This window comes from Calorimonas adulescens (assembly GCF_008274215.1).
GTDB classification, from domain to species: Bacteria; Bacillota; Thermoanaerobacteria; order Thermoanaerobacterales; family UBA4877; genus Calorimonas; species Calorimonas adulescens.
Genome location: NZ_VTPS01000004.1, coordinates 126,469 through 149,711, shown reverse-complemented (window position 1 = coordinate 149,711; position 23,243 = coordinate 126,469). Strand labels below are relative to the sequence as shown.

Annotated in this window: 15 protein-coding genes, 1 pseudogene and 1 CRISPR repeat array; of the genes and pseudogenes, 4 read left to right on the top strand and 12 right to left on the bottom strand. The window is 39.4% G+C overall.

What is annotated here, in order from left to right; translation table 11 throughout:
- Nucleotides 1-3: 3 nt before the first annotated feature.
- Nucleotides 4-6,213: a CRISPR direct-repeat array (repeat unit 30 nt; unit sequence GTTTCAATTCCTTGGAGGTAGGCTAAAAAC).
- A gap of 169 nt (nucleotides 6,214-6,382) precedes the next feature.
- From cas2 to cas6, 8 genes are read right to left on the bottom strand one after another with little or no spacing between them, the layout of a single operon-like run.
- Nucleotides 6,383-6,646 (bottom strand): CRISPR-associated endonuclease Cas2, encoded by a 264-nt coding sequence (gene cas2, locus FWJ32_RS04305; protein ID WP_149544741.1) that lies wholly within the window; start codon nucleotides 6,644-6,646, stop codon nucleotides 6,383-6,385.
- Between the two features lie 16 nt (nucleotides 6,647-6,662).
- On the bottom strand, nucleotides 6,663-7,658 hold the full coding sequence (gene cas1b / locus FWJ32_RS04300; protein WP_149544740.1) for a type I-B CRISPR-associated endonuclease Cas1b: 996 nt from the start codon (nucleotides 7,656-7,658) through the stop codon (nucleotides 6,663-6,665).
- A 14-nt stretch (nucleotides 7,659-7,672) separates the two neighbouring features.
- Nucleotides 7,673-8,182, bottom strand: a complete 510-nt coding sequence (cas4, locus tag FWJ32_RS04295; RefSeq protein WP_149544739.1) for a CRISPR-associated protein Cas4 — start codon at nucleotides 8,180-8,182, stop codon at nucleotides 7,673-7,675.
- Between the two features lie 16 nt (nucleotides 8,183-8,198).
- Nucleotides 8,199-10,670, bottom strand: a complete 2,472-nt coding sequence (gene cas3, locus FWJ32_RS04290; protein ID WP_149544738.1) for a CRISPR-associated helicase Cas3' — start codon at nucleotides 10,668-10,670, stop codon at nucleotides 8,199-8,201.
- Nucleotides 10,667-11,440 (bottom strand): type I-B CRISPR-associated protein Cas5b, encoded by a 774-nt coding sequence (gene cas5b / locus FWJ32_RS04285; RefSeq protein WP_149544737.1) that lies wholly within the window; start codon nucleotides 11,438-11,440, stop codon nucleotides 10,667-10,669. The genes cas3 and cas5b overlap by 4 nt, the downstream gene beginning before the upstream one ends.
- Before the next feature lie 13 nt (nucleotides 11,441-11,453).
- Entirely contained in the window at nucleotides 11,454-12,374 is a 921-nt protein-coding gene (gene cas7b / locus FWJ32_RS04280) for a type I-B CRISPR-associated protein Cas7/Csh2 (RefSeq protein ID WP_149544736.1), read from the bottom strand.
- Entirely contained in the window at nucleotides 12,361-14,337 is a 1,977-nt protein-coding gene (locus FWJ32_RS04275; protein ID WP_149544735.1) for a TIGR02556 family CRISPR-associated protein, read from the bottom strand. The genes cas7b and FWJ32_RS04275 overlap by 14 nt, the downstream gene beginning before the upstream one ends.
- Nucleotides 14,330-15,094, bottom strand: a complete 765-nt coding sequence (gene cas6 / locus FWJ32_RS04270; RefSeq protein WP_162523492.1) for a CRISPR-associated endoribonuclease Cas6 — start codon at nucleotides 15,092-15,094, stop codon at nucleotides 14,330-14,332. The genes FWJ32_RS04275 and cas6 overlap by 8 nt, the downstream gene beginning before the upstream one ends.
- Before the next feature lie 176 nt (nucleotides 15,095-15,270).
- Between cas6 and FWJ32_RS04265 the strand changes: the two genes are divergently transcribed.
- Nucleotides 15,271-17,946, top strand: coding sequence for a calcium-translocating P-type ATPase, SERCA-type (locus tag FWJ32_RS04265; protein ID WP_149544733.1), 2,676 nt, complete (start codon nucleotides 15,271-15,273; stop codon nucleotides 17,944-17,946).
- Nucleotides 17,947-17,971: 25 nt separating this feature from the next.
- Here the strand turns inward: FWJ32_RS04265 and FWJ32_RS04260 are convergent, their stop codons facing one another.
- Together FWJ32_RS04260 and FWJ32_RS04255 are read right to left on the bottom strand one after the other, a co-directional pair.
- Complete coding sequence (locus FWJ32_RS04260) at nucleotides 17,972-19,081, bottom strand: DUF362 domain-containing protein (protein ID WP_149544732.1); 1,110 nt, start codon at nucleotides 19,079-19,081, stop codon at nucleotides 17,972-17,974.
- Between the two features lie 65 nt (nucleotides 19,082-19,146).
- Nucleotides 19,147-19,446: pseudogene (locus tag FWJ32_RS04255) on the bottom strand (bifunctional 4-hydroxy-2-oxoglutarate aldolase/2-dehydro-3-deoxy-phosphogluconate aldolase); the annotation flags it as partial.
- A gap of 243 nt (nucleotides 19,447-19,689) precedes the next feature.
- On the opposite strand from FWJ32_RS04255, the gene FWJ32_RS04250 reads away from it, so the two are divergent.
- Nucleotides 19,690-19,986: an autorepressor SdpR family transcription factor gene (locus FWJ32_RS04250; protein WP_149544731.1), complete on the top strand. Its 297-nt coding sequence runs from the start codon at nucleotides 19,690-19,692 to the stop codon at nucleotides 19,984-19,986.
- Nucleotides 19,967-20,614, top strand: coding sequence for an SdpI family protein (locus tag FWJ32_RS04245; protein ID WP_162523491.1), 648 nt, complete (start codon nucleotides 19,967-19,969; stop codon nucleotides 20,612-20,614). The genes FWJ32_RS04250 and FWJ32_RS04245 overlap by 20 nt, the downstream gene beginning before the upstream one ends.
- A 25-nt stretch (nucleotides 20,615-20,639) precedes the next feature.
- Here the strand turns inward: FWJ32_RS04245 and FWJ32_RS04240 are convergent, their stop codons facing one another.
- Both FWJ32_RS04240 and FWJ32_RS04235 read right to left on the bottom strand, forming a co-directional pair.
- Complete coding sequence (locus FWJ32_RS04240) at nucleotides 20,640-21,437, bottom strand: TPM domain-containing protein (protein WP_149544729.1); 798 nt, start codon at nucleotides 21,435-21,437, stop codon at nucleotides 20,640-20,642.
- Entirely contained in the window at nucleotides 21,434-22,012 is a 579-nt protein-coding gene (locus tag FWJ32_RS04235; RefSeq protein ID WP_149544728.1) for a LemA family protein, read from the bottom strand. The genes FWJ32_RS04240 and FWJ32_RS04235 overlap by 4 nt, the downstream gene beginning before the upstream one ends.
- A 367-nt stretch (nucleotides 22,013-22,379) precedes the next feature.
- Here FWJ32_RS04235 and FWJ32_RS04230 point away from each other — a divergent pair, with 367 nt between their 5' ends.
- Entirely contained in the window at nucleotides 22,380-23,135 is a 756-nt protein-coding gene (locus FWJ32_RS04230; RefSeq protein WP_149544727.1) for a histidinol-phosphatase, read from the top strand.
- Nucleotides 23,136-23,243: the final 108 nt, after the last annotated feature.

Sequence of the window (23,243 nt, the reverse complement as noted above, 5' to 3'; positions counted from 1 at the left end):
TTGGTTTCAATTCCTTGGAGGTAGGCTAAAAACTTATAAGATTGAATCATATATTAAATATCTTTTTTTGTTTCAATTCCTTGGAGGTAGGCTAAAAACATATTGCAATCTTTTCGGACTATTTCTTAGGAAAGGAGTTTCAATTCCTTGGAGGTAGGCTAAAAACTTGATTCCATCATATATTTTTGATCTTTTTATATTTGGTTTCAATTCCTTGGAGGTAGGCTAAAAACTTATAAGATTGAATCATATATTAAATATCTTTTTTTGTTTCAATTCCTTGGAGGTAGGCTAAAAACTGGCTATAGATACAATACGTATACGTTCTCCTTATCTGTTTCAATTCCTTGGAGGTAGGCTAAAAACACTAAACCTACAACAAAAGCATCATGGATAGCAGTGGTTTCAATTCCTTGGAGGTAGGCTAAAAACCTCAGCACTATCTAATTGGACATTATTATGCTGCAGAGTTTCAATTCCTTGGAGGTAGGCTAAAAACATAGAAGGATTAACGTCAAGAATCATCTGAGGCACAGTTTCAATTCCTTGGAGGTAGGCTAAAAACACTAGCCTCCCTGCGAATTTTATCCAAAAAATATTAGTTTCAATTCCTTGGAGGTAGGCTAAAAACCAGTTGTGTAGACATGAATTATGTGACATGATATCTCGTTTCAATTCCTTGGAGGTAGGCTAAAAACATTGTCGTTACTGAGATAACGACTTTTTCACGAGTGTTTCAATTCCTTGGAGGTAGGCTAAAAACATACTTGCACAGATAACCTACTGTCATAACTACCTTGTTTCAATTCCTTGGAGGTAGGCTAAAAACTCTATGTTCCTTCATTTTTATTCCTCCTTTTAGATTGTTTCAATTCCTTGGAGGTAGGCTAAAAACCGAGGACTTAACCTTTTCATCTTCACTAAATATAGCAGTTTCAATTCCTTGGAGGTAGGCTAAAAACCTATACCCTGCCTCAACATACAAAACTGCCTTACAGGTTTCAATTCCTTGGAGGTAGGCTAAAAACGATGTTGTTAAAAATCCTAAAAAACGTGATAAATAGTTTCAATTCCTTGGAGGTAGGCTAAAAACGGAGTGTAAGTAGTAGTGGAAAGGCATCATTGCTTCTGTTTCAATTCCTTGGAGGTAGGCTAAAAACCAAGTCAAACAGGTATAGCAACAAGAACGCTTGAAAGTTTCAATTCCTTGGAGGTAGGCTAAAAACAGCTCAAGCGCTAAACAGAACCATCAGCTCTGTCAGGTTTCAATTCCTTGGAGGTAGGCTAAAAACAGAGGTGAAACGATGGAAGAATTAGACTCAAAAATGTTTCAATTCCTTGGAGGTAGGCTAAAAACACAATCAGAAGCGTTTTATAAAAGCAATGAATGGAGTTTCAATTCCTTGGAGGTAGGCTAAAAACAAGGAACTTTACAAGAGGCTTTGAATTTTCACTCGGTTTCAATTCCTTGGAGGTAGGCTAAAAACACATTGATTCATGAAATGGTTCATTTGATGAATCTTTGTTTCAATTCCTTGGAGGTAGGCTAAAAACAAACTATCCAAAAAATACCTTATACCGCAACTATCGAGTTTCAATTCCTTGGAGGTAGGCTAAAAACCACTAAATATAGCATAAGTATCATAATACTTTGCGAGTTTCAATTCCTTGGAGGTAGGCTAAAAACAATAGATATTCCGATTGGTGCCAATGGCCAAGCAGCAGTTTCAATTCCTTGGAGGTAGGCTAAAAACCAAAAAGGGGTGTCCTCATTGAAAACCTATCTAAAGTTTCAATTCCTTGGAGGTAGGCTAAAAACAAAATTATTCAATTTTCGATGAACAGCCTCATATTCGAGTTTCAATTCCTTGGAGGTAGGCTAAAAACAACGGCGTCCCTGAGAAGAACTCCTTTTCTTCATTCTTGTTTCAATTCCTTGGAGGTAGGCTAAAAACTCCGGCTTGTTCCCTCACAAATTGGTTTAAAACCATGTTTCAATTCCTTGGAGGTAGGCTAAAAACTGAACTCTGCCCCATTGCAGTTATAGCACTTGCGAGTTTCAATTCCTTGGAGGTAGGCTAAAAACGAAGCACAGGCAGGTATGTTTGATGAAACAGATACTGGTTTCAATTCCTTGGAGGTAGGCTAAAAACGTCTTAATTTTGTTAATGCCATGAAAGCTGATCAATATGTTTCAATTCCTTGGAGGTAGGCTAAAAACCAATATCACACTCTGAATATCAAGCTCTACACCATGTTTCAATTCCTTGGAGGTAGGCTAAAAACACAAAGTTAATAGCGAGAACGCATGACCCAGAATTCAGTTTCAATTCCTTGGAGGTAGGCTAAAAACGGTGATAAGTATATCTTTTAGAAATAGAGTTACCTAGGTTTCAATTCCTTGGAGGTAGGCTAAAAACACAGGGCAAACGTGGGTATACAAATGGATGGATGCTGGTTTCAATTCCTTGGAGGTAGGCTAAAAACTCTGGAAGCGTGCGCAGGTCAGCAATTTTAACCTTAGTTTCAATTCCTTGGAGGTAGGCTAAAAACTCTCATTTTGCCTATTTTCATACGAACTTCCAAGCCCGTTTCAATTCCTTGGAGGTAGGCTAAAAACAAAAAGTATAATAACTGTAAAACATTTACAAACAAGTTTCAATTCCTTGGAGGTAGGCTAAAAACATTATGTTAAGGAAGTAACACACCTCGGAAGGAGGTGTTTCAATTCCTTGGAGGTAGGCTAAAAACACAAAAATAGACGACAGCAGGACCGTCATATATGAGAGTTTCAATTCCTTGGAGGTAGGCTAAAAACCGTTCTTCAAGACTCCAACCAATCTCTTTATTAATTTGTTTCAATTCCTTGGAGGTAGGCTAAAAACTAACTTTTCCCACTTCCTGGAGTTCCACTATAAAGAGGTTTCAATTCCTTGGAGGTAGGCTAAAAACTTTTTATATGAGAAAAATTAAGAGGAAAATTCGTTAGTTTCAATTCCTTGGAGGTAGGCTAAAAACTCACCAATCACCCTTAGGAAAAAACATTCTTCACCCTGTTTCAATTCCTTGGAGGTAGGCTAAAAACCATTTTGCACATTGCCGACCAGCGAATTCAATATCGGGTTTCAATTCCTTGGAGGTAGGCTAAAAACCAACCCCATTCTTTGAGCTTCCTGAATTCTTATATTAGTTTCAATTCCTTGGAGGTAGGCTAAAAACCTCTGTCTAGCTTTGCTATTCCTGCGCCCTGTTTCGGTTTCAATTCCTTGGAGGTAGGCTAAAAACAAAAGTTGAAGAAGGTAAATCTCCTGCTACAATTCAGTTTCAATTCCTTGGAGGTAGGCTAAAAACCCCAATCCGGGGCCTGCCCGCCCCCGGTCAGGGCGAGTTTCAATTCCTTGGAGGTAGGCTAAAAACTGATAGATGAAATAGAAAATCTCAGAGGCCAAGGCATGTTTCAATTCCTTGGAGGTAGGCTAAAAACATAAATGCCGGAAACCCTTTATTAGAACTGGTGGGGAGTTTCAATTCCTTGGAGGTAGGCTAAAAACTGCGGACCCTGAATTAGTGGAGGCCGTAGTGTATAGAAGTTTCAATTCCTTGGAGGTAGGCTAAAAACTTCAAAATACTTATAAAGCATTTTCTCGATTTCTTTGGTTTCAATTCCTTGGAGGTAGGCTAAAAACTCGCTGTCAACATTAAGCCCAAGTCCCTCTGACAGGAGTTTCAATTCCTTGGAGGTAGGCTAAAAACAATTCAGCATCTGCTGAGAGCCTTACCAAATACCTGTTTCAATTCCTTGGAGGTAGGCTAAAAACAGATAGGTGGCATAACCTACAAAATCCGTGTTAGACAGTTTCAATTCCTTGGAGGTAGGCTAAAAACAAAACATCAGCGAAACCGAAGAAAAAGCTATATGGCGTTTCAATTCCTTGGAGGTAGGCTAAAAACAGTGTATCGGGTTTACAGCCAGCCAAAAGAAGCAGAAGTTTCAATTCCTTGGAGGTAGGCTAAAAACCAATTACAATTCATCCTTTATCTCTCCTTTTCCACGTTTCAATTCCTTGGAGGTAGGCTAAAAACATAAAAAGTCCATTAATGTTTCAAGGTTTGTATCATGTTTCAATTCCTTGGAGGTAGGCTAAAAACAGGTCCATTCTTTCCAACTGCTGCTGCACTCATACTTTTTATGTTTCAATTCCTTGGAGGTAGGCTAAAAACTCGAGCTCATTTTTATTCAGCGATTCGGTTTCTTTATGTTTCAATTCCTTGGAGGTAGGCTAAAAACCCATATCTCCGTTCATATACCTCACAATTGCCCTCGAGTTTCAATTCCTTGGAGGTAGGCTAAAAACGACACAGGCTTTACCGCAGCTAATTGCAGCAATACCAGTTTCAATTCCTTGGAGGTAGGCTAAAAACAAATTATTCAATTTTCGATGAACAGCCTCATATTCGAGTTTCAATTCCTTGGAGGTAGGCTAAAAACATTGTTTACAAAAGAACCAAGCCCTGTAGAAGTTTAGTTTCAATTCCTTGGAGGTAGGCTAAAAACCGGTTACCCGAGTTTAAAAGTTTTGGGTAACTTCGGGGTTTCAATTCCTTGGAGGTAGGCTAAAAACTGAAATTTCTGTTGCTGATTACATGGATTATTGGTTGTTTCAATTCCTTGGAGGTAGGCTAAAAACTCTGCTTCAATGAATCTACTTCCACCTGATTTTGAAGTTTCAATTCCTTGGAGGTAGGCTAAAAACTATAGCCAACCCAAATATCATCTTTATGCTTCTCAGTTTCAATTCCTTGGAGGTAGGCTAAAAACAAATATGGCGTTATCTATGTATATACTACTGAGACTAGTTTCAATTCCTTGGAGGTAGGCTAAAAACACCTATGTCAATAACAGAAGGAGTAGATACTACAGGTTTCAATTCCTTGGAGGTAGGCTAAAAACCTGTAGCGTATCTGGGCTGGGAGCATATCTGTTCCGGGTTTCAATTCCTTGGAGGTAGGCTAAAAACTAATGTTTCAGGATCGGGTGAACGCGTACCTCTTTCAGTTTCAATTCCTTGGAGGTAGGCTAAAAACACCACAGGTAAATCCACATACCCGAAAGAAAGGCCCGTTTCAATTCCTTGGAGGTAGGCTAAAAACTGTCCCTTATGACCTCAGCTGGCAGGCCCCGGTCCGGTTTCAATTCCTTGGAGGTAGGCTAAAAACTTATAGGCCGGGTTGAAGAAGTCAACGGGCCACAAATGTTTCAATTCCTTGGAGGTAGGCTAAAAACACACTATATTTTCTGTGGTCTCAGCGCCTTCTTCAGAGTTTCAATTCCTTGGAGGTAGGCTAAAAACATGCTGTAACTCCGGGATATGCTCCCGATACACCAAGTTTCAATTCCTTGGAGGTAGGCTAAAAACAGAGTCTCCGAAGGCTGAGTACAGCATATTGGCCCAGTTTCAATTCCTTGGAGGTAGGCTAAAAACTCAAATGCAATGGCAGCTTCCTCAACGCCGCTGCTCTTTGTTTCAATTCCTTGGAGGTAGGCTAAAAACAAAGAGGCTGAAAAAGCCAAAAATGCCCCCCTTATGTTTCAATTCCTTGGAGGTAGGCTAAAAACTCGACGAAGAAAGGAAGAGAATGGAATCTAACGGCGGTTTCAATTCCTTGGAGGTAGGCTAAAAACTTTATTCATTCAAGAATCTCCTTTCGTATGTTCACCGTTTCAATTCCTTGGAGGTAGGCTAAAAACCGGAATTCTAACTTCTTTATATTGTTAGTTTTTCTGGTTTCAATTCCTTGGAGGTAGGCTAAAAACGTCAACCGCAACAAGCTTTCCGTTGATATTATCAAGTTTCAATTCCTTGGAGGTAGGCTAAAAACCGATGAGATGCGCACCAGCCAGACGGAAAAAGAAAGTTTCAATTCCTTGGAGGTAGGCTAAAAACATGTTTGAAATCAGAGCACAGGCCTATTTTATTCCTGGTTTCAATTCCTTGGAGGTAGGCTAAAAACTATACCGGGGAAACCCCGTTGATTTTGCATATCCTGTGTTTCAATTCCTTGGAGGTAGGCTAAAAACCCAGGTGGCGTCCCGTGGTCTCCTGGGGAGCTATCTTGTTTCAATTCCTTGGAGGTAGGCTAAAAACAACAGACATTCCATGAATTTAAAAGGCAGATGGAGTAGTTTCAATTCCTTGGAGGTAGGCTAAAAACTAATCAAAATATGCATAAAACCTAATATTTTTATTATAGCACATTTTACTTTAAAGCACATGCCGTTATATTATTTAATGTCATGGACAGTTGAAATAGAAAGAAAAGAGATTATAAAGTAGGGTCGTCGATGCCCAGGTATTTTTACATTACCGCACATCGACGACTTTTATAAGAAATTAACATCTCCACCTTTTTTGAGACCCATTGATTCTCTTTCAGAATATCTCATACTCCTAAATGTATAAAATATTACAGAGTCTTCCTCCTTATTGATTATTTTTTCCAATTCGAATTTGAGTTTTTTGTAGTTTGCCTCAGATAGTTCCCCTTCAAAAACTGAGTTCTGGACCCAATAAAGATATTTTCTGCATGTTTTTAAGGCTTTGGCAACTCTTTTTTCATTGACATCATAGACTAAAATCACAAACATCGTTGTGCTCCTAAAATCACCATTTTGATTGAAACGGTTTAAATTCTTTTTCTCCCATAAGGTGCTTTTCCAGCTTATATAGTTCCATCCTGACTATTGTCCGGTAGGATACTTCTCTTCCAAGTTCTCTGTGCTTTATAGTCACACCCATTTTTTTGTCAATTTCTTGAAGTATTAACTGTTTTCCTTTGTCTTTCATTATAATCCCATTTGCGTTTTTATCAAAATCACTTTTTGTAATCATTTTTTTACCTATGAGTGTGAGAATCATCCTGTCTACAATTATGGGTTTGAAAATTTCAGATACGTCAAGATTTAAGGTAAACCGCCTGAAGTTTGTAGAGTGAAGATAACCAATTCGAGGATCAAGATGTGTTTTATATATTTCACTTAATACAATAGTGTAAATAATGGAATTGCCAAAACTAATCATGGTATTAATATAATTTTGCGGGGGCCTCCTTGTCCTCTTTTCAAACGAAAAATCTGGATTTTCCAATATTAAGTCGAATGCTTTATAATAAAGGTCACGTATATTTCCCTCTATGGCCATAAGCTGACTTACTTCAGTGCATCCTTCAAGTCTTCCCATCAATTCCTCGATAGCATAGTAAGTATCATTGAGCATTTCTTTGTCACGATTTATATAATATTTCAATACATGCAGTATGTTCTGGGCAGAGCCTGCTACAAACTGCCTGGCCAAAAACAGTCTCTTAGTACTATCTAAATAATGTTCAGCTTGTTTTAAAATCATATACCCTGAATTCAAGTGTTCCCTTGGGTAAAAACTACCTATGTAGTAACCATAGTGATTGAAGAAATGAACAGGCACTTCTTTTTGACTGGCATATTCCAAAAATCTTTTGTTAAGTGTCAGTTCTCCAAATACGTAGATATCATTGAGTTCCTCTATAGGTATATACTTTTTCCCTGAATCATTTTCAAAGACAAACGTGTTGTCTTTTCTTTTTATTTCTCCATCGCTCATTATATAAAAGCTTCTTTTCAATCGCATCACCTCTTTCAAGCCCAACAGAATTCTGCATAGGCACAGTTTTTACAGAAAGCAATCTTAATGGGCTCTGGTGGTTCGCTTTGATATACAAGGCGCAATATTTCTTTTATCTGGTTATCCAGTCTTAGTCTGTCCTCCTGAGTGAGAAATACCTGTTCCTTACGTTTTTCCTCGGGAAACAGCAGTTCACCTCTTGCCTTTATGCCTTGCTTTTCAAGTTCATACATGTAGAATTTTAACTGCCATTTTGTTATTTCTTTAAATCTAGAGCTCTTTTTAAGTTCTCCGATGACCAACTGGCCGTCTTCTTTTCTTAATATGTCAATCTTTATACCACTGGTAGATACCTCTTTAGTCTCTCTTCTATAACTCTTTTCATGGATAAAGCGGCCCATTTCAACATTAGCGTCACTTTGATCCGGTGTCACACCATGGCTCATGAGCCATGCCTCTCTCTCGCACACGTTATAATACCATACCAATGTCCCATTTACCCTTACCTCTTCCTCCTTGTCCATACCACTCTACCCTCCGTTATACAAAGATGCTCTCATCCCTAACCCTCTTAAAGCCTATAGTATCATCATAATACAGATCCAACGCATCAGCAGATATCCGGTAAAGGTTTGAGCCATGCCAGACTTCAAGCTCTTCTGGCAGATATCTAGAATTGACGGATATGACAAATTCTCTAAAATATTTCTTTATCTTTAAATAATTTTCCTTCTTTTTCTTCATATCTTTTGTATTGAGGACCCCCTCTTTATAGAAATTAAATATATCCGACGGCTTCACCATTTTAGTAATTCCGTCAACCGTCACCTCAACGTCATCATCTGTCTCTATAAATACATCTACATAACCTGGTAGCTCATCTATAAGTTCAAAGTCAGAGACATACTCAATATCTTTTACGTTTTTTTCTTTATCATCAAACCTCATATCAGCAATAGCTTTTACAAGAGCACCATTGACACTGGCTGTCCTCTCTCTTGCTTTTTCAAAATATGCCTCTATCATGCCCAAAAAGCTACCCTCATTTATTTCTCTTTCGTCTTTTAATATTTCTCTGGTTGTAAAGCAGTGAACCTTTCCATATATATGCTCATAATAATACCTGCCGCTATCCCTTATAAGGTTATAAACAAATACTTTCCCTTTCTGTGGGCCATTTTCCCTGTTACATCTGCCGGCCACCTGCATAATTGAGTCAAATGGCCCTATATCCCTTATCACCACATCGAGGTCTATATCAACGCCCGCCTCCACCACCTGTGTCGAGACAATAAATAGTTTTTTACCTGCTTTAAGCTTTCTCTTTACTTCCTCAAGCTTCCTTTTTCTACGATACGGCACTATATTGGCAGAGAGATAAATAAACTCGGGCATGTTTTCTTTATACCTGTCTTTCATCTTTTCTTTTAGTTTTTCAAAGACTTCTATGGAGCTTACTATCGTATTCATGACAATCATGTATGATTTATAGGGGTCATAATTTTGTACAATTTCTTCTGTAAACGATTCTATATCCATCTCTTTCATATTAGGAAGCAGAGAGACCCGATCCAATCCTTTAAAGTATTTATCTGGTGTGTCAACAAGCTCTACATATTCTCCCTCTCCGAAAATCAATGGTTTCGTAGCTGTCATAAGGATAATATACATATTCAGTATCTCTGATGTATATTTCAATACCTTACCCACGTCACCCCAGTATTCCATCGGTATGTTTTGTACCTCGTCCAAGATAACTATAGATCCTGCTATATTGTGGTATTTTTTTAGCATCCTGTTCCTGTATCCAATAAGGGTATAGAAAAACTGAATAAACGTTGTAACCACAATCTCAGATTCCCACGCTTCAATCAGGGCAAGGGATTCATCCACTGGCCTTTCCTTGTCATCTTCCATATATTTTACATCAGCAAGATGATGATGCTTTATAATATATAAATTCTCATTTTCTTTAAAATCATCTATGCCCTCCAATATCTTGTGTATCGTATCATAATTCTGGTCAATTATACTGGTAAACGGAAGAGCGTATACAATTCTCGGTGTATATCCCTTCTCTGAGTTTATCCTGTCTCTAAGGTTAACTGCAGCAGAAAAACCTGTAATTGTCTTACCAGAACCTGTGGGTGCCGTTATAGTCAGTATGTGTTTGTTGAGGTCCAGGCCTTTTATATTCTTATTTACTGAATCATATATTTCGTCTCTTATCCATGCCATTGGTTCGTCATGTTTGTCTGAAAAATTAGCGTGTCTATATCTGTCTATTACATACGCCGGTATTTTCTTCCTTTCAACTGACCCTACCCTACCTGCTTCTCTCTTATCAGAGTCAATAAGCGCAGAATAGATAAAGAGCATATATATAGAGTATTTGATGCGCATATCTACAGTTATTCTTTTGCTGTTTATATATTTAAATTTAAGTCTGTTGAGTTCATCATAAAAGTCTTCCCAGTCCTGCAAAAAACCGCCCACGTCAACTGAGGGGTCCAGTTTTCTGTAGACGTCCTTAATATCACCAATATTTCTGGTCATATCCTCCACCTGCAGTCTTGTAATATCAAGCTTTTCTTTTAAATCTGTATTGTATTCACTTTCCTTTGATAAAATCAGGTCAACATCCAGGTTTTTCAGGTCACCATGGTGATGCAAAACCATAAAATATACAAACAAAGGCATATATTCTTTGTCTTTAAAAAGGTGTTTTATCTGATAAGAAGAAAAAAGGGCAGATATAAACCCATGGTTTTTCTTCTGCCCCAATTTTGTATTTTCTAAAAGATAATCCTGAAAATAGGTAGTAAACTTGCCGAAGTCATGGCAAAGGCCGACTATCCATCCGATATCTGAGAGTCTCTCTCTATTTTCCACGTAAGAATTGGCTATTATATCTTTTACTGTAGATGCAACATTAATTAAATGTTGTCCCAGTTCCCTTTTGGCAGTGATGTTGTTGTTATTGTCCCTGTCTATATGGGAGTAAAATATCATAAATTTCCCTCCATAAATACAATATTCTCTTGTTGCCCATTGTATCTTATCTCATATGCTGGTACGGAGAAAACACCGGATATCTTCCCTGAATTTTTCTCACATATGAAGTTTGCAGTGGATTTTATGTTTCTATCTCTATCAAACTCAAGGGGTGCTTTCTCTTTTATATACTGTAGCACTGTGCCGGTATTGTCCGAAAACTTTAGTCCCTTATCTTCAATTATATTGGAATTGCATACAGTGCTTACCTGTACCGGCATACCAGGACTATGCACTATTATGTTGTCCTTTGATATGCAGTCAACATAACTGGGTACAGCTAAAAACTCTGATATACCCATATATATTGGATAAAATGTCTTTCCGCTCTGAAGATAATTTTTTAATTTCTCCACGATATCCATGTTTCGATGAGTAAAATAAATACGGTATATGATCATATCCCCTTCAGGCAGTATGATCTCCAATGGCACCTGGGTATGACCCCTGCTGCCATTTAGACCATTTAAGTCTTTAGTCTGTAAATAATTCACAGTTTGCATTATTTTTCTTAGTGGAACTCTTGCAGAGACTGCTATATGACAGATTTCAGAAGAAAAATCTTCATAATACGAATCCCTTTCCATACCAAGGACAGCCGCAATTATACCTGTAACAACTGTCCGCGGAGGAAACATATATGACAGGGAGGATGAATTAGTATAATATTTTCTAAAGTGAGCCATTTTACCGCATACATCAAAAACCAGCAGGTTATCTATCTCCATTTTTAATCCCTCTTTAATATTCCAGGATATTTATCTTGTCTTTTAGTTCCTCCCCTAAAAGGTCTTCTACAGGTGCTTCCTTACCTTTTGCTGTAAACCTCATTTCACCGCTATACCATAGATTTATCTTTGAAATTATATTATTATTACTTACTAATATATCTTTAAGCCTGCTTAAATCCATGGCAAAATCAGATGGCTCTCTTAAGGACTCGTATCTGTCAAGGGATATATAATTCCTCAGATCTCCTATAAAGTCTTCATCAGATGTATATTCCACCCTCATATACAGCCTTGGATACTGTCCTATCTTACTCCTTGTAGCTTGAAGAGGTATAGACTTTATAAGTGCTTTGTCCAAAAGGGATACATCTTCATCCGTAAGGTTGGTCTCGCGCACTCTTTTGCCACTGACTATACCATGAAAAGCAATGAGAGAATAGTATACCCTGTAGTCTTTACCCATTGTACCCTGTCCACTTCCCTGTTCCGAGGCAAAGTGCGAGGTTATGCCATTGCTCTCTACAAGATCCACTTTGTTAATGGAATAACCCCAGTTAAACTGTACTGGTCCTGTCAGGGATAGCGATGCCCCCGCTCCTCTCCTTTCGCCTTTAATAGGCATCGTAGCGCCAAACATTCTCACATCGATGAGTTTGGTTAATATCTCATCTATATCTTCATTAGTGGCATCATGACCAAGTAGCGCCTTCAATCTCTCTCCCGCAGTGACGGCCCTGTCATCTATGCGGGTTACATATATTTCGTATCCGTTTTCTTCAAGGTAGTCCCTGATATACCGTTTTAGCCTTACATCGCTTACCAGATTCCTCTGCCTGTCATAGTCCATCCTCGGCCTGTTTTCCTCATCAGGGTCACCGTTTGGATTGCACATTTTTGCATCATAGACAAATAAGATCTCACTGTTGTTCATTTTCAGTTACCTCCTCAGTATCGTTTTGATTATTGCCGCCACGTTTTATTGCACTTACTGTGGCAAAGCCATAGCCGGAAAGGATATAGTATATGTTTTCCCTATCATTTAACGGCCATTTCCCGTCATACAGACTACGTGTCATGTCAAAAAGCCTGATACACTCTGCCCATTTCTGTTCATTGTATTTGAGCACATCGTACTGTCTCAGTTTTTCAAACACTTCCCCCGTAAGTCTCTGTATTTTACTCCAGCTCATACCTTGATAGTTTAGCTTGTTAAGTATGGGTTTGTTCTTTTTACCATCCCTCCTTTGCGCCGAGGCAATTTCCGCTATGAGGTTGCCAAATAAAAACATGGCCGTCTTTGGTTCGTCATATTTCATTTCCTGTAAAAACTCTTTTGTCTTTTCGTCTACATTCAGCGTGCTATAGTCCATTGCCCTGCCTCCTATCTCTAATATTCCAAGCCTTCTTAAGCCATCCATTAGTATATTTTCTTGCAGTATAACGTATGAAAAGGCTGTGTCCCATTCCATATCACCTCTGAGGCTCACATTGTATTGGCCAAACTCATTAAAATAATAAACCTGACTCATCTCCACGGCCTGGCCCACCAAAAACTGATAAGAAACCATTTTGTCAGAGAATATCTCATCATAAAGCTCCAGTAGCTTTCTATACTCTATATCCCTCTGCGTGCTTTTTAAGGGAATAAGATGATAAATTCTATCAAGGTCTATATGCCATGCCATGTCTTCCCCCATTATACCATTCATAACCGTTTCAACCTCGCCAAAGCGCTTTTTTATTAAATCAATCCTTGATGGGGGCACATCTTTGATGAGTTTTAGCACTTTGAATTCCGCCTGGTTTCTCTCATAAAACAGCAGGTTTAAAATATAGTTGTTTTTAAAATTCTCATAATCTATATACCCCTTTAAAGACCTCTCAAAATCCTCAAGACCTTTTTTGGATACAACAGTATTAAAGCTGTTTTTTATATAACTGCTCCATTCGTCTATATTGAAAATATCCACATCAGGTTTAAAGAGAATATCCGGTATTACATAGAGGTCAAGACCTGCAATCCGGGTGCCCATCCTGTTCATTGTGTAGGCTTCACCTACCAGGACCTTTGTATAGCATTCCTGGCATATTGGGAAATTTTTTATAAACCTCCCTGAAACATTGGAAGAAAAGCCCTTCTTGTCTGTCATATAGTACTTGAGCTTAAACTTTGTAGTGTTATCTGTAACTTTTTTCTCCTCACTGCAGATAGAACATACTCCATCTTCTGCACCTTCAAATACGTCTTCAACCTTTTTTCTTATGACCAGCCTCTGGTACTCGTCATCCTTTACAAGGGGTTTACCATCCACTATCAGCGTGAAGAGGGCTATTTCCTTGTCAGTAAGATTGGTTTCCTTTTTCACCCAGTCCATAAAGACCTTCTTGACTTCAGAGACCATCTTTTTGGCATCCTGTCCCTTATCCTCATCCATGTATGTGTCTTTTATCCAACCCTCAGTGGCCAGGCCATACTTTTCCACATTAAACACATACCTGTATCTTTTCCTGCTACCCTGCTGTCCTCCCAGATCATAATAAAATTTATCACGTATCACCTCGAACTTTTTTCTTGACACAGGGTCATCGAGGATATCAATATAGTTTGGTATGGTCTGTGACAAAAGATACTCTACATTTGTTGTCGTAAAGTACCACTGCGGGCTCATAGCACCATCTGCATTTCCTACCCAGAGGTATTCATCTTTAGTGCCATCATCTATCTGTTTAGGGGCTACTGATATAGTATCACTTCTCGTATCAAAATAAATCCTTATAAGATGCTGCTTTTTCCCATTTTTTTCTTTTGGCAAGTCCAGGGTTATTGCGCTCAAAAAATCGTTGGGGTTTTCCTCTATGGCCAGGCCGCCCAAATTCTCTATCGCCTCAAGCATCCCTCTCACCTCCTTCTAATATTTCGCAACATCCAAAACCCATAGAACTTTTACTGCCAAGACCGCAGTCATATGCAACCTTTAAAAGCTCAGGACTGCCCTTTATCTTATAAATGCCCATCCAACCCTTTATCACGGTCCCCTCATAGTTTATTATCTTTTGATACCTGTTGTCCTTTGGACCAATTGTGTCCATATCAAAATCTTGCCCACCAGGGAAACAGCCACTTATAGCCATATATTTTTTTATAAGGTTTGTCTTCAACATACCAGAGATGTCCTTATCCCATGGTGAATAATAGTAGGTAAACTTTTTGTCTTTAATATCAACAGTACTATACATTACAAGAGGGGATAACATCTTTATAGTAATTTCATTACCTCTTATCTTTCTGTCATATACACTCAGCGACTCTACAAAAACCTTTTGATCTAAAAGCTGCTGGTCATCTCTTTTCAAAAGTGTCTCACAAAAATCATTGATGAAGTCATCAACTGCAGAAGACACTACAAGCTTAAGCGGTGGGAACAGCATTATCCTGCCAGGGAAAATCCTAAATCTCCCCTCCAATCTTCCAAAGGTAAATAGCTTAAAAGTCTTTTTGTATACCTCATAGCCCCTGTCGTGGAGAAATTTAGCATAGGCTTTGTCTGTAATATTTTTATATATGAAGGCCTGTAATATATGGTTGTAGTTTAAGGGCAAAACCAGTTCATTGTTACTTGTAAAGCTTATCTCTACCCTTATTTTCCACACCCCCTTCACTGATTTTATTATAATACCCCACCATGTCATGATATGTCCGCAATATAAAAATTTTTATATAAAATTTATTCGACTCATTACTGCTAAATCCTGCTACTAAATACAAAAAATATATAGTTATTTAGTCCATAAGGTCTTAATATAAATGTTATGAGAGGAGGTCTGTTATGCTAAAAACAAATAAAGGTATAGAAAAGGATGATATATATTTTTTCAATGTAAATGTAGATATCAATGGTCTTTCAGACATGGAAGCAGAAGCCAGGCTAAGGCAGTTTGGCACTAATGAACTCAAGAAGAAAAAGAGGAAAACAGCAATAGAAATATTCCTAAGCCAGTTCACCGACTTCATAGTTCTTGTGCTCATCGCAGCTACGGTTATTTCTTTTTTCTTAGGTGAAATTATTGATGCCTCAGCCATATTGATAATAGTAGTAATTAATGCTGTATTCGGCTTTATACAGGAATACAGGACGGAGCGTTCCTTAGAGGCATTGAAAGAAATGTCAGCACCAAGCGCTCATGTCATACGGAATGGTAAAATTATGGAGATTTCGGCAAGCATGGTGGTGCCTCAGGATGTTATACTGATCAAGGCAGGTGATGTCGTACCTGCAGATGCTGCACTGATAGAGGCAAACAATATTACAGTCAATGAGTCTCTGCTCACAGGTGAGTCGTTACCTGTGCATAAATCCACAGTCAAGATATCCGGAGGTATGTTTATAGATATAAAGAAAGAAAATATGGTGTATATGGGTTGTCCCGTCGTAAACGGCAATGGAAAAGCATATGTGCTTGCAACCGGCATGAATACGGAGATGGGAAAGATAGCAGACATGCTTCAGGATATAAAAGATGATTCTACCCCTCTCCAGAAAAGATTGGACCGGATTGGTAAAGAACTGGTTGGGATAAGCCTTGGTATATGCCTTATTATGATAATCCTTGGAATATTGTATGGCCAGTCAACCTACAACATGTTTTTTGCAGGTATAAGCCTGGCCGTTGCTGCTATCCCTGAGGGATTACCGGCAATTGTAACTGTATCACTTGCCATAGGTGTGCAGAATATGCTGAAGAGAAATGCCCTTGTAAGAAGGCTACCTGCAGTGGAGACACTGGGTTGTACCAATGTGATATGTTCCGATAAGACAGGTACATTGACCGAAAATAAAATGACGGTAAAAAAGATTTTCGTAGATAATAAAATAATTGACGTCTCCGGAATCGGCTTTAATCTTCAAGGCAATTTCTCCATAAGCGGTAAAAAAGCCAATATTCGCAGCTTTCCGACTATGGACCTGCTTTTGAAAACAGCAGTTTTATGTAACAAGTCAGAGCTACGCATCCCCAAAAAAGGCAACGTAGAGGCTGTAGGCGATCCAACTGAGACAGCTCTGCTTGTGGTTGCCCACAAGGCTGGTTATACTTCTAAGAACCTGCTCACCATGTTTAAACCTGTGGGTGAGATTCCCTTTGACTCTGACAGAAAATTAATGAGCACTATTTTTCGTTCCTCCAATGGAGATATATATATATTTGTAAAGGGTGCTCCAGACAGGCTTATAGAACTGTGCTCAAGTTATCAGGTTGAAAATAAAGTAATGCCTCTTAGCTTAACCTATAAGAGGATGATAACAAGCGTGAATAATGAGATGGCAGGTAGTGCCATGAGAGTGCTTGGCCTGGCCTATAAAAAAATCAATTTCATACCCAGAGAATTGAAACCCTCCGAGATTGAATCCTCATTGACCTTCTTAGGCCTTATGGCCATGGTAGACCCACCACGCACAGGTGTAACGGAATCAGTCCTCTCCTGCAAGCGTGCCGGTATAATACCCGTAATGATAACAGGAGACCACAGGATTACAGCCATGGCTATAGCTAAGGAGATAGGAATATGTAACAATACAAATGAGTCTATCACAGGAGAAGAACTTGATAAGTTAAGCGATAAGGAATTTGAAAAAAAGGTCAAAAATATCAGGGTATTTGCCAGGGTAAACCCTGGCCATAAACTCAGGATAGTCAGGGCCTTAAAGAAAAACGGTTATATTGTCGCCATGACAGGAGATGGAGTAAACGATGCCCCTGCCCTGAAAGAGGCAGACATAGGTATAGCCATGGGGAAATCCGGTACAGAAGTAGCAAAGGAAGCCGCCAGCATGATACTCTTAGATGATAACTTCACTTCGATAGTCAAGGCTATAATGGAAGGCAGGATTATCTACGATAACATAAGAAAATCCATAAGATACCTTCTATCCTGTAATTTAGGTGAGATGTTGATGATGTTTGTAGCCACAGCAATAAACATGACCCTACCTTTAATACCCTTGCAGATCTTATGGATCAACCTTGTCACTGACGGCCTGCCTGCCCTGGCGCTTGGTATGGATCCTCCCGAACCAGACATAATGGAAAAGCCTCCACGACCTACAAATGAGGGTATTTTTTCCAGAGGACTCGGACCCCACATACTCTTTTCAGGATTGATAATAGGCGCCAGCAGCTTAACGGCATTTTCTTTGACACAATATCTATCCAATGGTAACGTGGAGCTCTCCAGGACTGTATCTTTTGCTACACTTATAATTGCTGAACTTCTAAACGCCTTGGAATGCCGCTCAGAGGCACACACCATATTTGAAGCAGGCCTCTTCAAAAACATATATTTGATACTGGCATGCCTATCATCATTTATATTACTTCTTATTGTGCTTTACATACCCCCACTACGCCTTATATTTAAAACAACGCCTTTAAACCTCGACAGCTGGGCAATAGTGATTGTGTTCTCTACCATCGAGTTTGCCTTAAACAACATATTTAAAAAATGACAAAGGGGCCTTTTACCCCTTTTATTTATATTACCTCTACCAGTTCATAATCCCTGGACCCCATGCCCAGCTGCTCGGCATAGGATAACTGCAAATAGCCTTTGGTATCAGGATTAGCTGCTTCAAATTTATCCTGCCCTTCGTGATAATGGCCGTCCAACACTGAACCGACCATAGCCTGAGCCTTGTTTACCAGATCCATGCTGGCCTGATCTATTGCCACAGGATCAGTAGAAGCCAGTATGCCTATATCCGGTACAATAGGTACATCGCTCCAGGGAGTACAGTCGCACAGTGGCGATACATCCATGACAAAGTTAATAAATCCAAGCCTGCCTTCCTTTCCTTTCATAGCGCCATAGGCATACTCCGTCATCCTCTCAACAAATTCGTCCATCTTTGTACCCCATTCTGGCTCTATAGCCCTATCCGGGCATAATGGTATGCACTCTCCACAACCATTGCACTTTTCCTGGTCTATGGATATTCTATCCTCCAGCACTGTTATGGCATTAGTTGGACACCACTGTGCACAGACACGACATGTCCTGCATTTACTTACTGAGTGTGGCTTGGCTGTTGAATGCTGTTGCTGTTTGCCTGCAGCAGAGGCACAACCCATGCCGAGGCTCTTAATAGCACCACCAAAGCCTGCTGTATCATGTCCCTTAAAGTGTGCAAGCACCATCATAGACTGAGTATAAAAAATGTCAGAAGCTATCTTTACCTTATCAAAATGCTTTTTGTTAATCTCCACCTCTACAAAGTTCTGGCTGAATATGCCATCGGAGATGATTATGGGTGCATTTACAACAGCATAAGCAAACCCGTTCTCAATGGCCGTATTAATATGGTCAACGCTGTTGCTCCTGCTGCCTTTATACAGTGTATTGGCATCAGTAAGGAATGGCTTACCCTTATATTTCTTTATCCTGTTTACCACTTCCCTCACATATATAGGGTTTAAAAATGCGGTGTTTCCCTTTTCACCAAAATGCATCTTTACGGCTACAGGTTCATTGGGAACTATTATATCCTTAAAGCCTGCCACCTCAAAGAGCATTCCTACCTTATTTACCAGGCTGGTAGCTCTGGATGTAGCCCTGAGATTAGCAAAATATACCTTCGCCTTCATTTTCCCCCACCCTTTCTTATGATATCAGATTAAACAATAACATACTAAATAATAGCATAAATCAACTACAAAGAAAATAGCGTACCATAAGGTAATGCAGCAATTTCATAGCCATACTTGGTGATATAACAGCTCACTCTCCACAAAAAGTGAAGCAAACTTATCATTGATAGCCTGACCTTTATAAAATCGCTAAAGTTGTCAAGATTTACCCCTCCGACTGCCATCATATCAATCTGAGATAGGGGCCCCTTTAACTGTTTTATATAGTTTGGACCCAAGACTCCGGCAGGAAACACTTTAACAATCTGTACGCCATTTTCCCGGGCTGTCATTGCTTCTGTGGGTGTCATAATACCCGGAAGAAGACTCAGGATTTTATTCTCAATGCATGTGTTACTGCCATCTGTATGATGGCAGAAAATGTATGCTTTATCTTTACCTATTGAATGTTTAGCATCACTTCCAAATCTAAAACCACGGTGGTTTTTGGAAAACCCGACTTAAGGCGTGATTAGGATCATTTGCAGCAGTTTAGCATTGATTTTTCATTGATAGGAGCATATAATATATTTAGATATTTTTCTAAATATCTAAGAGGCGATTAAATGAAAATAAATGAAATTTTTAAAGCTCTTTCTGACCCTAATAGAAGAAAAATACTTGAAATGCTGCATGATAGAGACATGACAGCAGGAGAAATAGCCGATAGGTTTAATATTACAAAGCCAAGTATCTCTCACCACCTCAATATCTTGAAGCAGGCAGACCTCATATTGGATGAGAGAAAGGGACAAAACATATACTATTCCCTGAATACGACAGTGATAGAGGAGATGCTCTCAATTATGTTAAATTATCTTCAGCCAGGAAGGAATGATAGAAATGAAGATAAACAAGACTAAATGGATATTATTGGGATTTGTTGCGTTAAGCTTTATACTTACAATGATCGTGTATCCAATCCTGCCGGATAAGATGCCGGTGCACTGGAATTACCATGGGGAAATAGATAGCTATGCCGGTAAGTTTCAAGGTGCCTTTATGATACCTATTATGCTTTTAATATTTTATCCCCTATTTATATACCTTCCCAACATAGACCCCAGAAGAAAGAACTATAAAAAATTTGAAGGGGCTTATGATACTATTATAATAGCAATATTTGCTTTTTTGACTGCCATGCATGTAATAGTTCTATCTGCCTCATTGGGCTATAAGATTGACATGACTGCTTATATGACCATAGGACTATCCTTGTTGTTCATTATCCTAGGTAATGTGCTCACAAGGATAAGACCAAACTTCTTCGTTGGAATAAAAAATCCATGGACACTTTCTGATGATGATGTATGGAAAAAAACACATAGACTCGGTGGCTGGCTTTTTGTGCTGGTGGGAATTCTCGGCCTTTTTCTATTGCTTATAAATAGTAAATTTGCTGCCATGTCAGAAATAGGAGGCATTATTGCTGCTTCTCTCATTGTGACAATATACTCATATATTTTGTATAAAAGTAAAATGTCAGATTAAAAAGCGGCCCGGTTTGGGTCGCTTTTTATCTGCTGGCTCCGCCACCACCGGAGGAGCCTCCGCCAAAGCCACCTCCACCGAAGCCGCCTCCGCCAAAGCCGCCTCCGCCGAAGCCACCTCCGCCAAAACCGCCTGGCCCAAAACCGCCCCACCAGATGCTCCTTCTTACAGATCTCCGGCCCCTTCCGCCTATGAATGGAAATATGAAGAAAATAAGAATCAATATAAGGATGAGATCACGAATGCTGCCGTCACTATCCTGAGAAGGTCCACTTACACCAGGCATGGACTTGAGTGATTCTATATCAACACCATACTCATCGGCTACCTCTTTTGCTATGGCCATATATCCATTTAATATCCCCTCGGAATAGTTGTTGTTATCCCATGATGGCAGTACATAGTCATCTAAAATCCTTCCCGCTACAGAATCAGGTATAGCCCCTTCCAGGCCGTAACCAACCTCTATTCTAACCTTGCCGCTTGTATTTTCCATCAGGTTCTTTTTATTGACTATAAGCAGGACTCCATTGTTTTTCTCCTTGTTTCCTATACCCCACTTCCTGAAAAGCTCCAAGGCATAATCTTCAATTGGATAGCCGCCCATATCATCAACCGTGACCACCACTATCTGGGCACCGGTCTCACTGTCAATTTCCTTCCCCAGAGATCTCATAGTTTCCTCATCGGCTGGGTTTATAATATTTGCGTAATCATAAACATAGTTTATGGTATTGGGTTTAGGCGGTACAGGCGGCGCAGCAAAAGCTGGTATGGATATGGAAAGTATTATTAAAAGTAAAGGGAGTAGCCTACGCATCATTTACCACTCCCTGAAAAGTCAACTTTCGGTACCTCTCTTGCTCCATCTTCTGCCTGGAAATACTGTTTTTGCTCAAAGCCGAACATGCCGGCTATGATCGACGCTGGAAAGCGCCTTATCTTGGTGTTATATGACTGTACAGCATTGTTATAGTCCCTTCTGGCCACAGCGATCCTGTTCTCTGTTCCTGCAAGTTCGTCCTGCAAAGCCCTGAAGTTGGCGTCAGCCTTTAACTCAGGATAGGCTTCTGATATGGCAAGGAGTCTTCCAAGGGCACTGTTCAATTCTTCATTAGCCTGAGCGGCATCTGCCACAGAACCAGCGGACAGCAGTTTAGTTCTTGCCTCGTTTACACTATCAAAGACTGCCTGTTCATGGGCGGCATAACCCTTTACTGTCTCAACCAGATTGGGTATAAGGTCAGCCCGCCTCTGAAGCTGGGTATCTATCTGGCTCCACATGCTGTTTACATTCTCCTCAGCCGCTACAATGCTGTTATACATGCCAAAAACATATCCTACAAGCCCTATTATTATACCTACTACAACAACAAGGACAATAAGTGAGTTTTTCATATTAAACCTCCTCTCGTCTATATTATATATGATTCACTGCTTATAATACAATCTTTATAAAAAATACGGTCTTAAACTTCCTATGATAATATACATTTGATACAGCTCTCTTCCTGCAACGTCAATATGATCGGTGCTATCACTCCTGCTGCCTTTATATAGGGTATTGGCATGAATAGAAAATGGCTTACCATTATATTTTTATCTTGTTCGCCACTCCTTTCACATAATTTACCAGCCTGTTGCTCTGGATGTAGCTTTTAGATCGGCAAAATATACTTTCGTCTTCATTTTCCTCCATCCTTTCTTGTGGTATCATAATAGATAATAACAATAAACTGATGATAAAGAAAATGGAGTGATTTACATGTGGGACAACCATGTCCATATCGAAAATGGCCCATACACAATAGAATGGTTAAATGAGTTCATCAAGGTAGCAAGGAACAGGAGGCTTGACGGTATATACATTACAGAGCACGCTTATCGTTTTAAGCAGGCCAGAGATTTGATTTTTACTGACGCTTTCAGGGGCGAATGGGTAGCCCAGAGGCAGACTGAGGATATAGATGAATACATCAATCTCATTAAAGAGGCTAAAAGGATTGGACTGCCGGTAAAGCTCGGCACCGAAATGGACTATATACCTGAAAGAGAAAAGGAAATCAAAGATTTTTTAGCTGATTACCACTTTGATTATGTGATAGGTTCTATTCACTGGCTTGGCGACTTCGGCATAGATTTAGATATAAAATACTGGGACAAAAAGGATATAGATGAGGTATATAACGAATATTATAGGACAATGTTCAATCTTATTAAGAGTGGGATTGCTGATGCAATAGGCCACATCGATCTGGTTAAAATTTTTGGCTTCAGGCCTAAGACTGACTTTACCAATATCTATGCCAGTCTGGCAAAAGAAATAAAGAGGGCAGGCATATCCGTAGAGGTCAGCACCGCTGGACTTAGAAAACCTGTTAAGGAAATATATCCCTCACCTGATATGTTAAAGATATTCAAAGAGGAGGGCGTTAGTCTAGTGCTTAGCTCTGATGCTCATGAGCCTCAATTCGTAGGGTATATGTTTGACAAGGCTGAAGACTATATTAAAGAGTGTTGACTTTATGTGATAGCTGATGGGGCATGGCACCCTACAGCACTCTTAGTTATGGGCAAATGTGGAAGTACCATCCGGCACGGGCACCAGATAAGATGATACTGGGCCTGA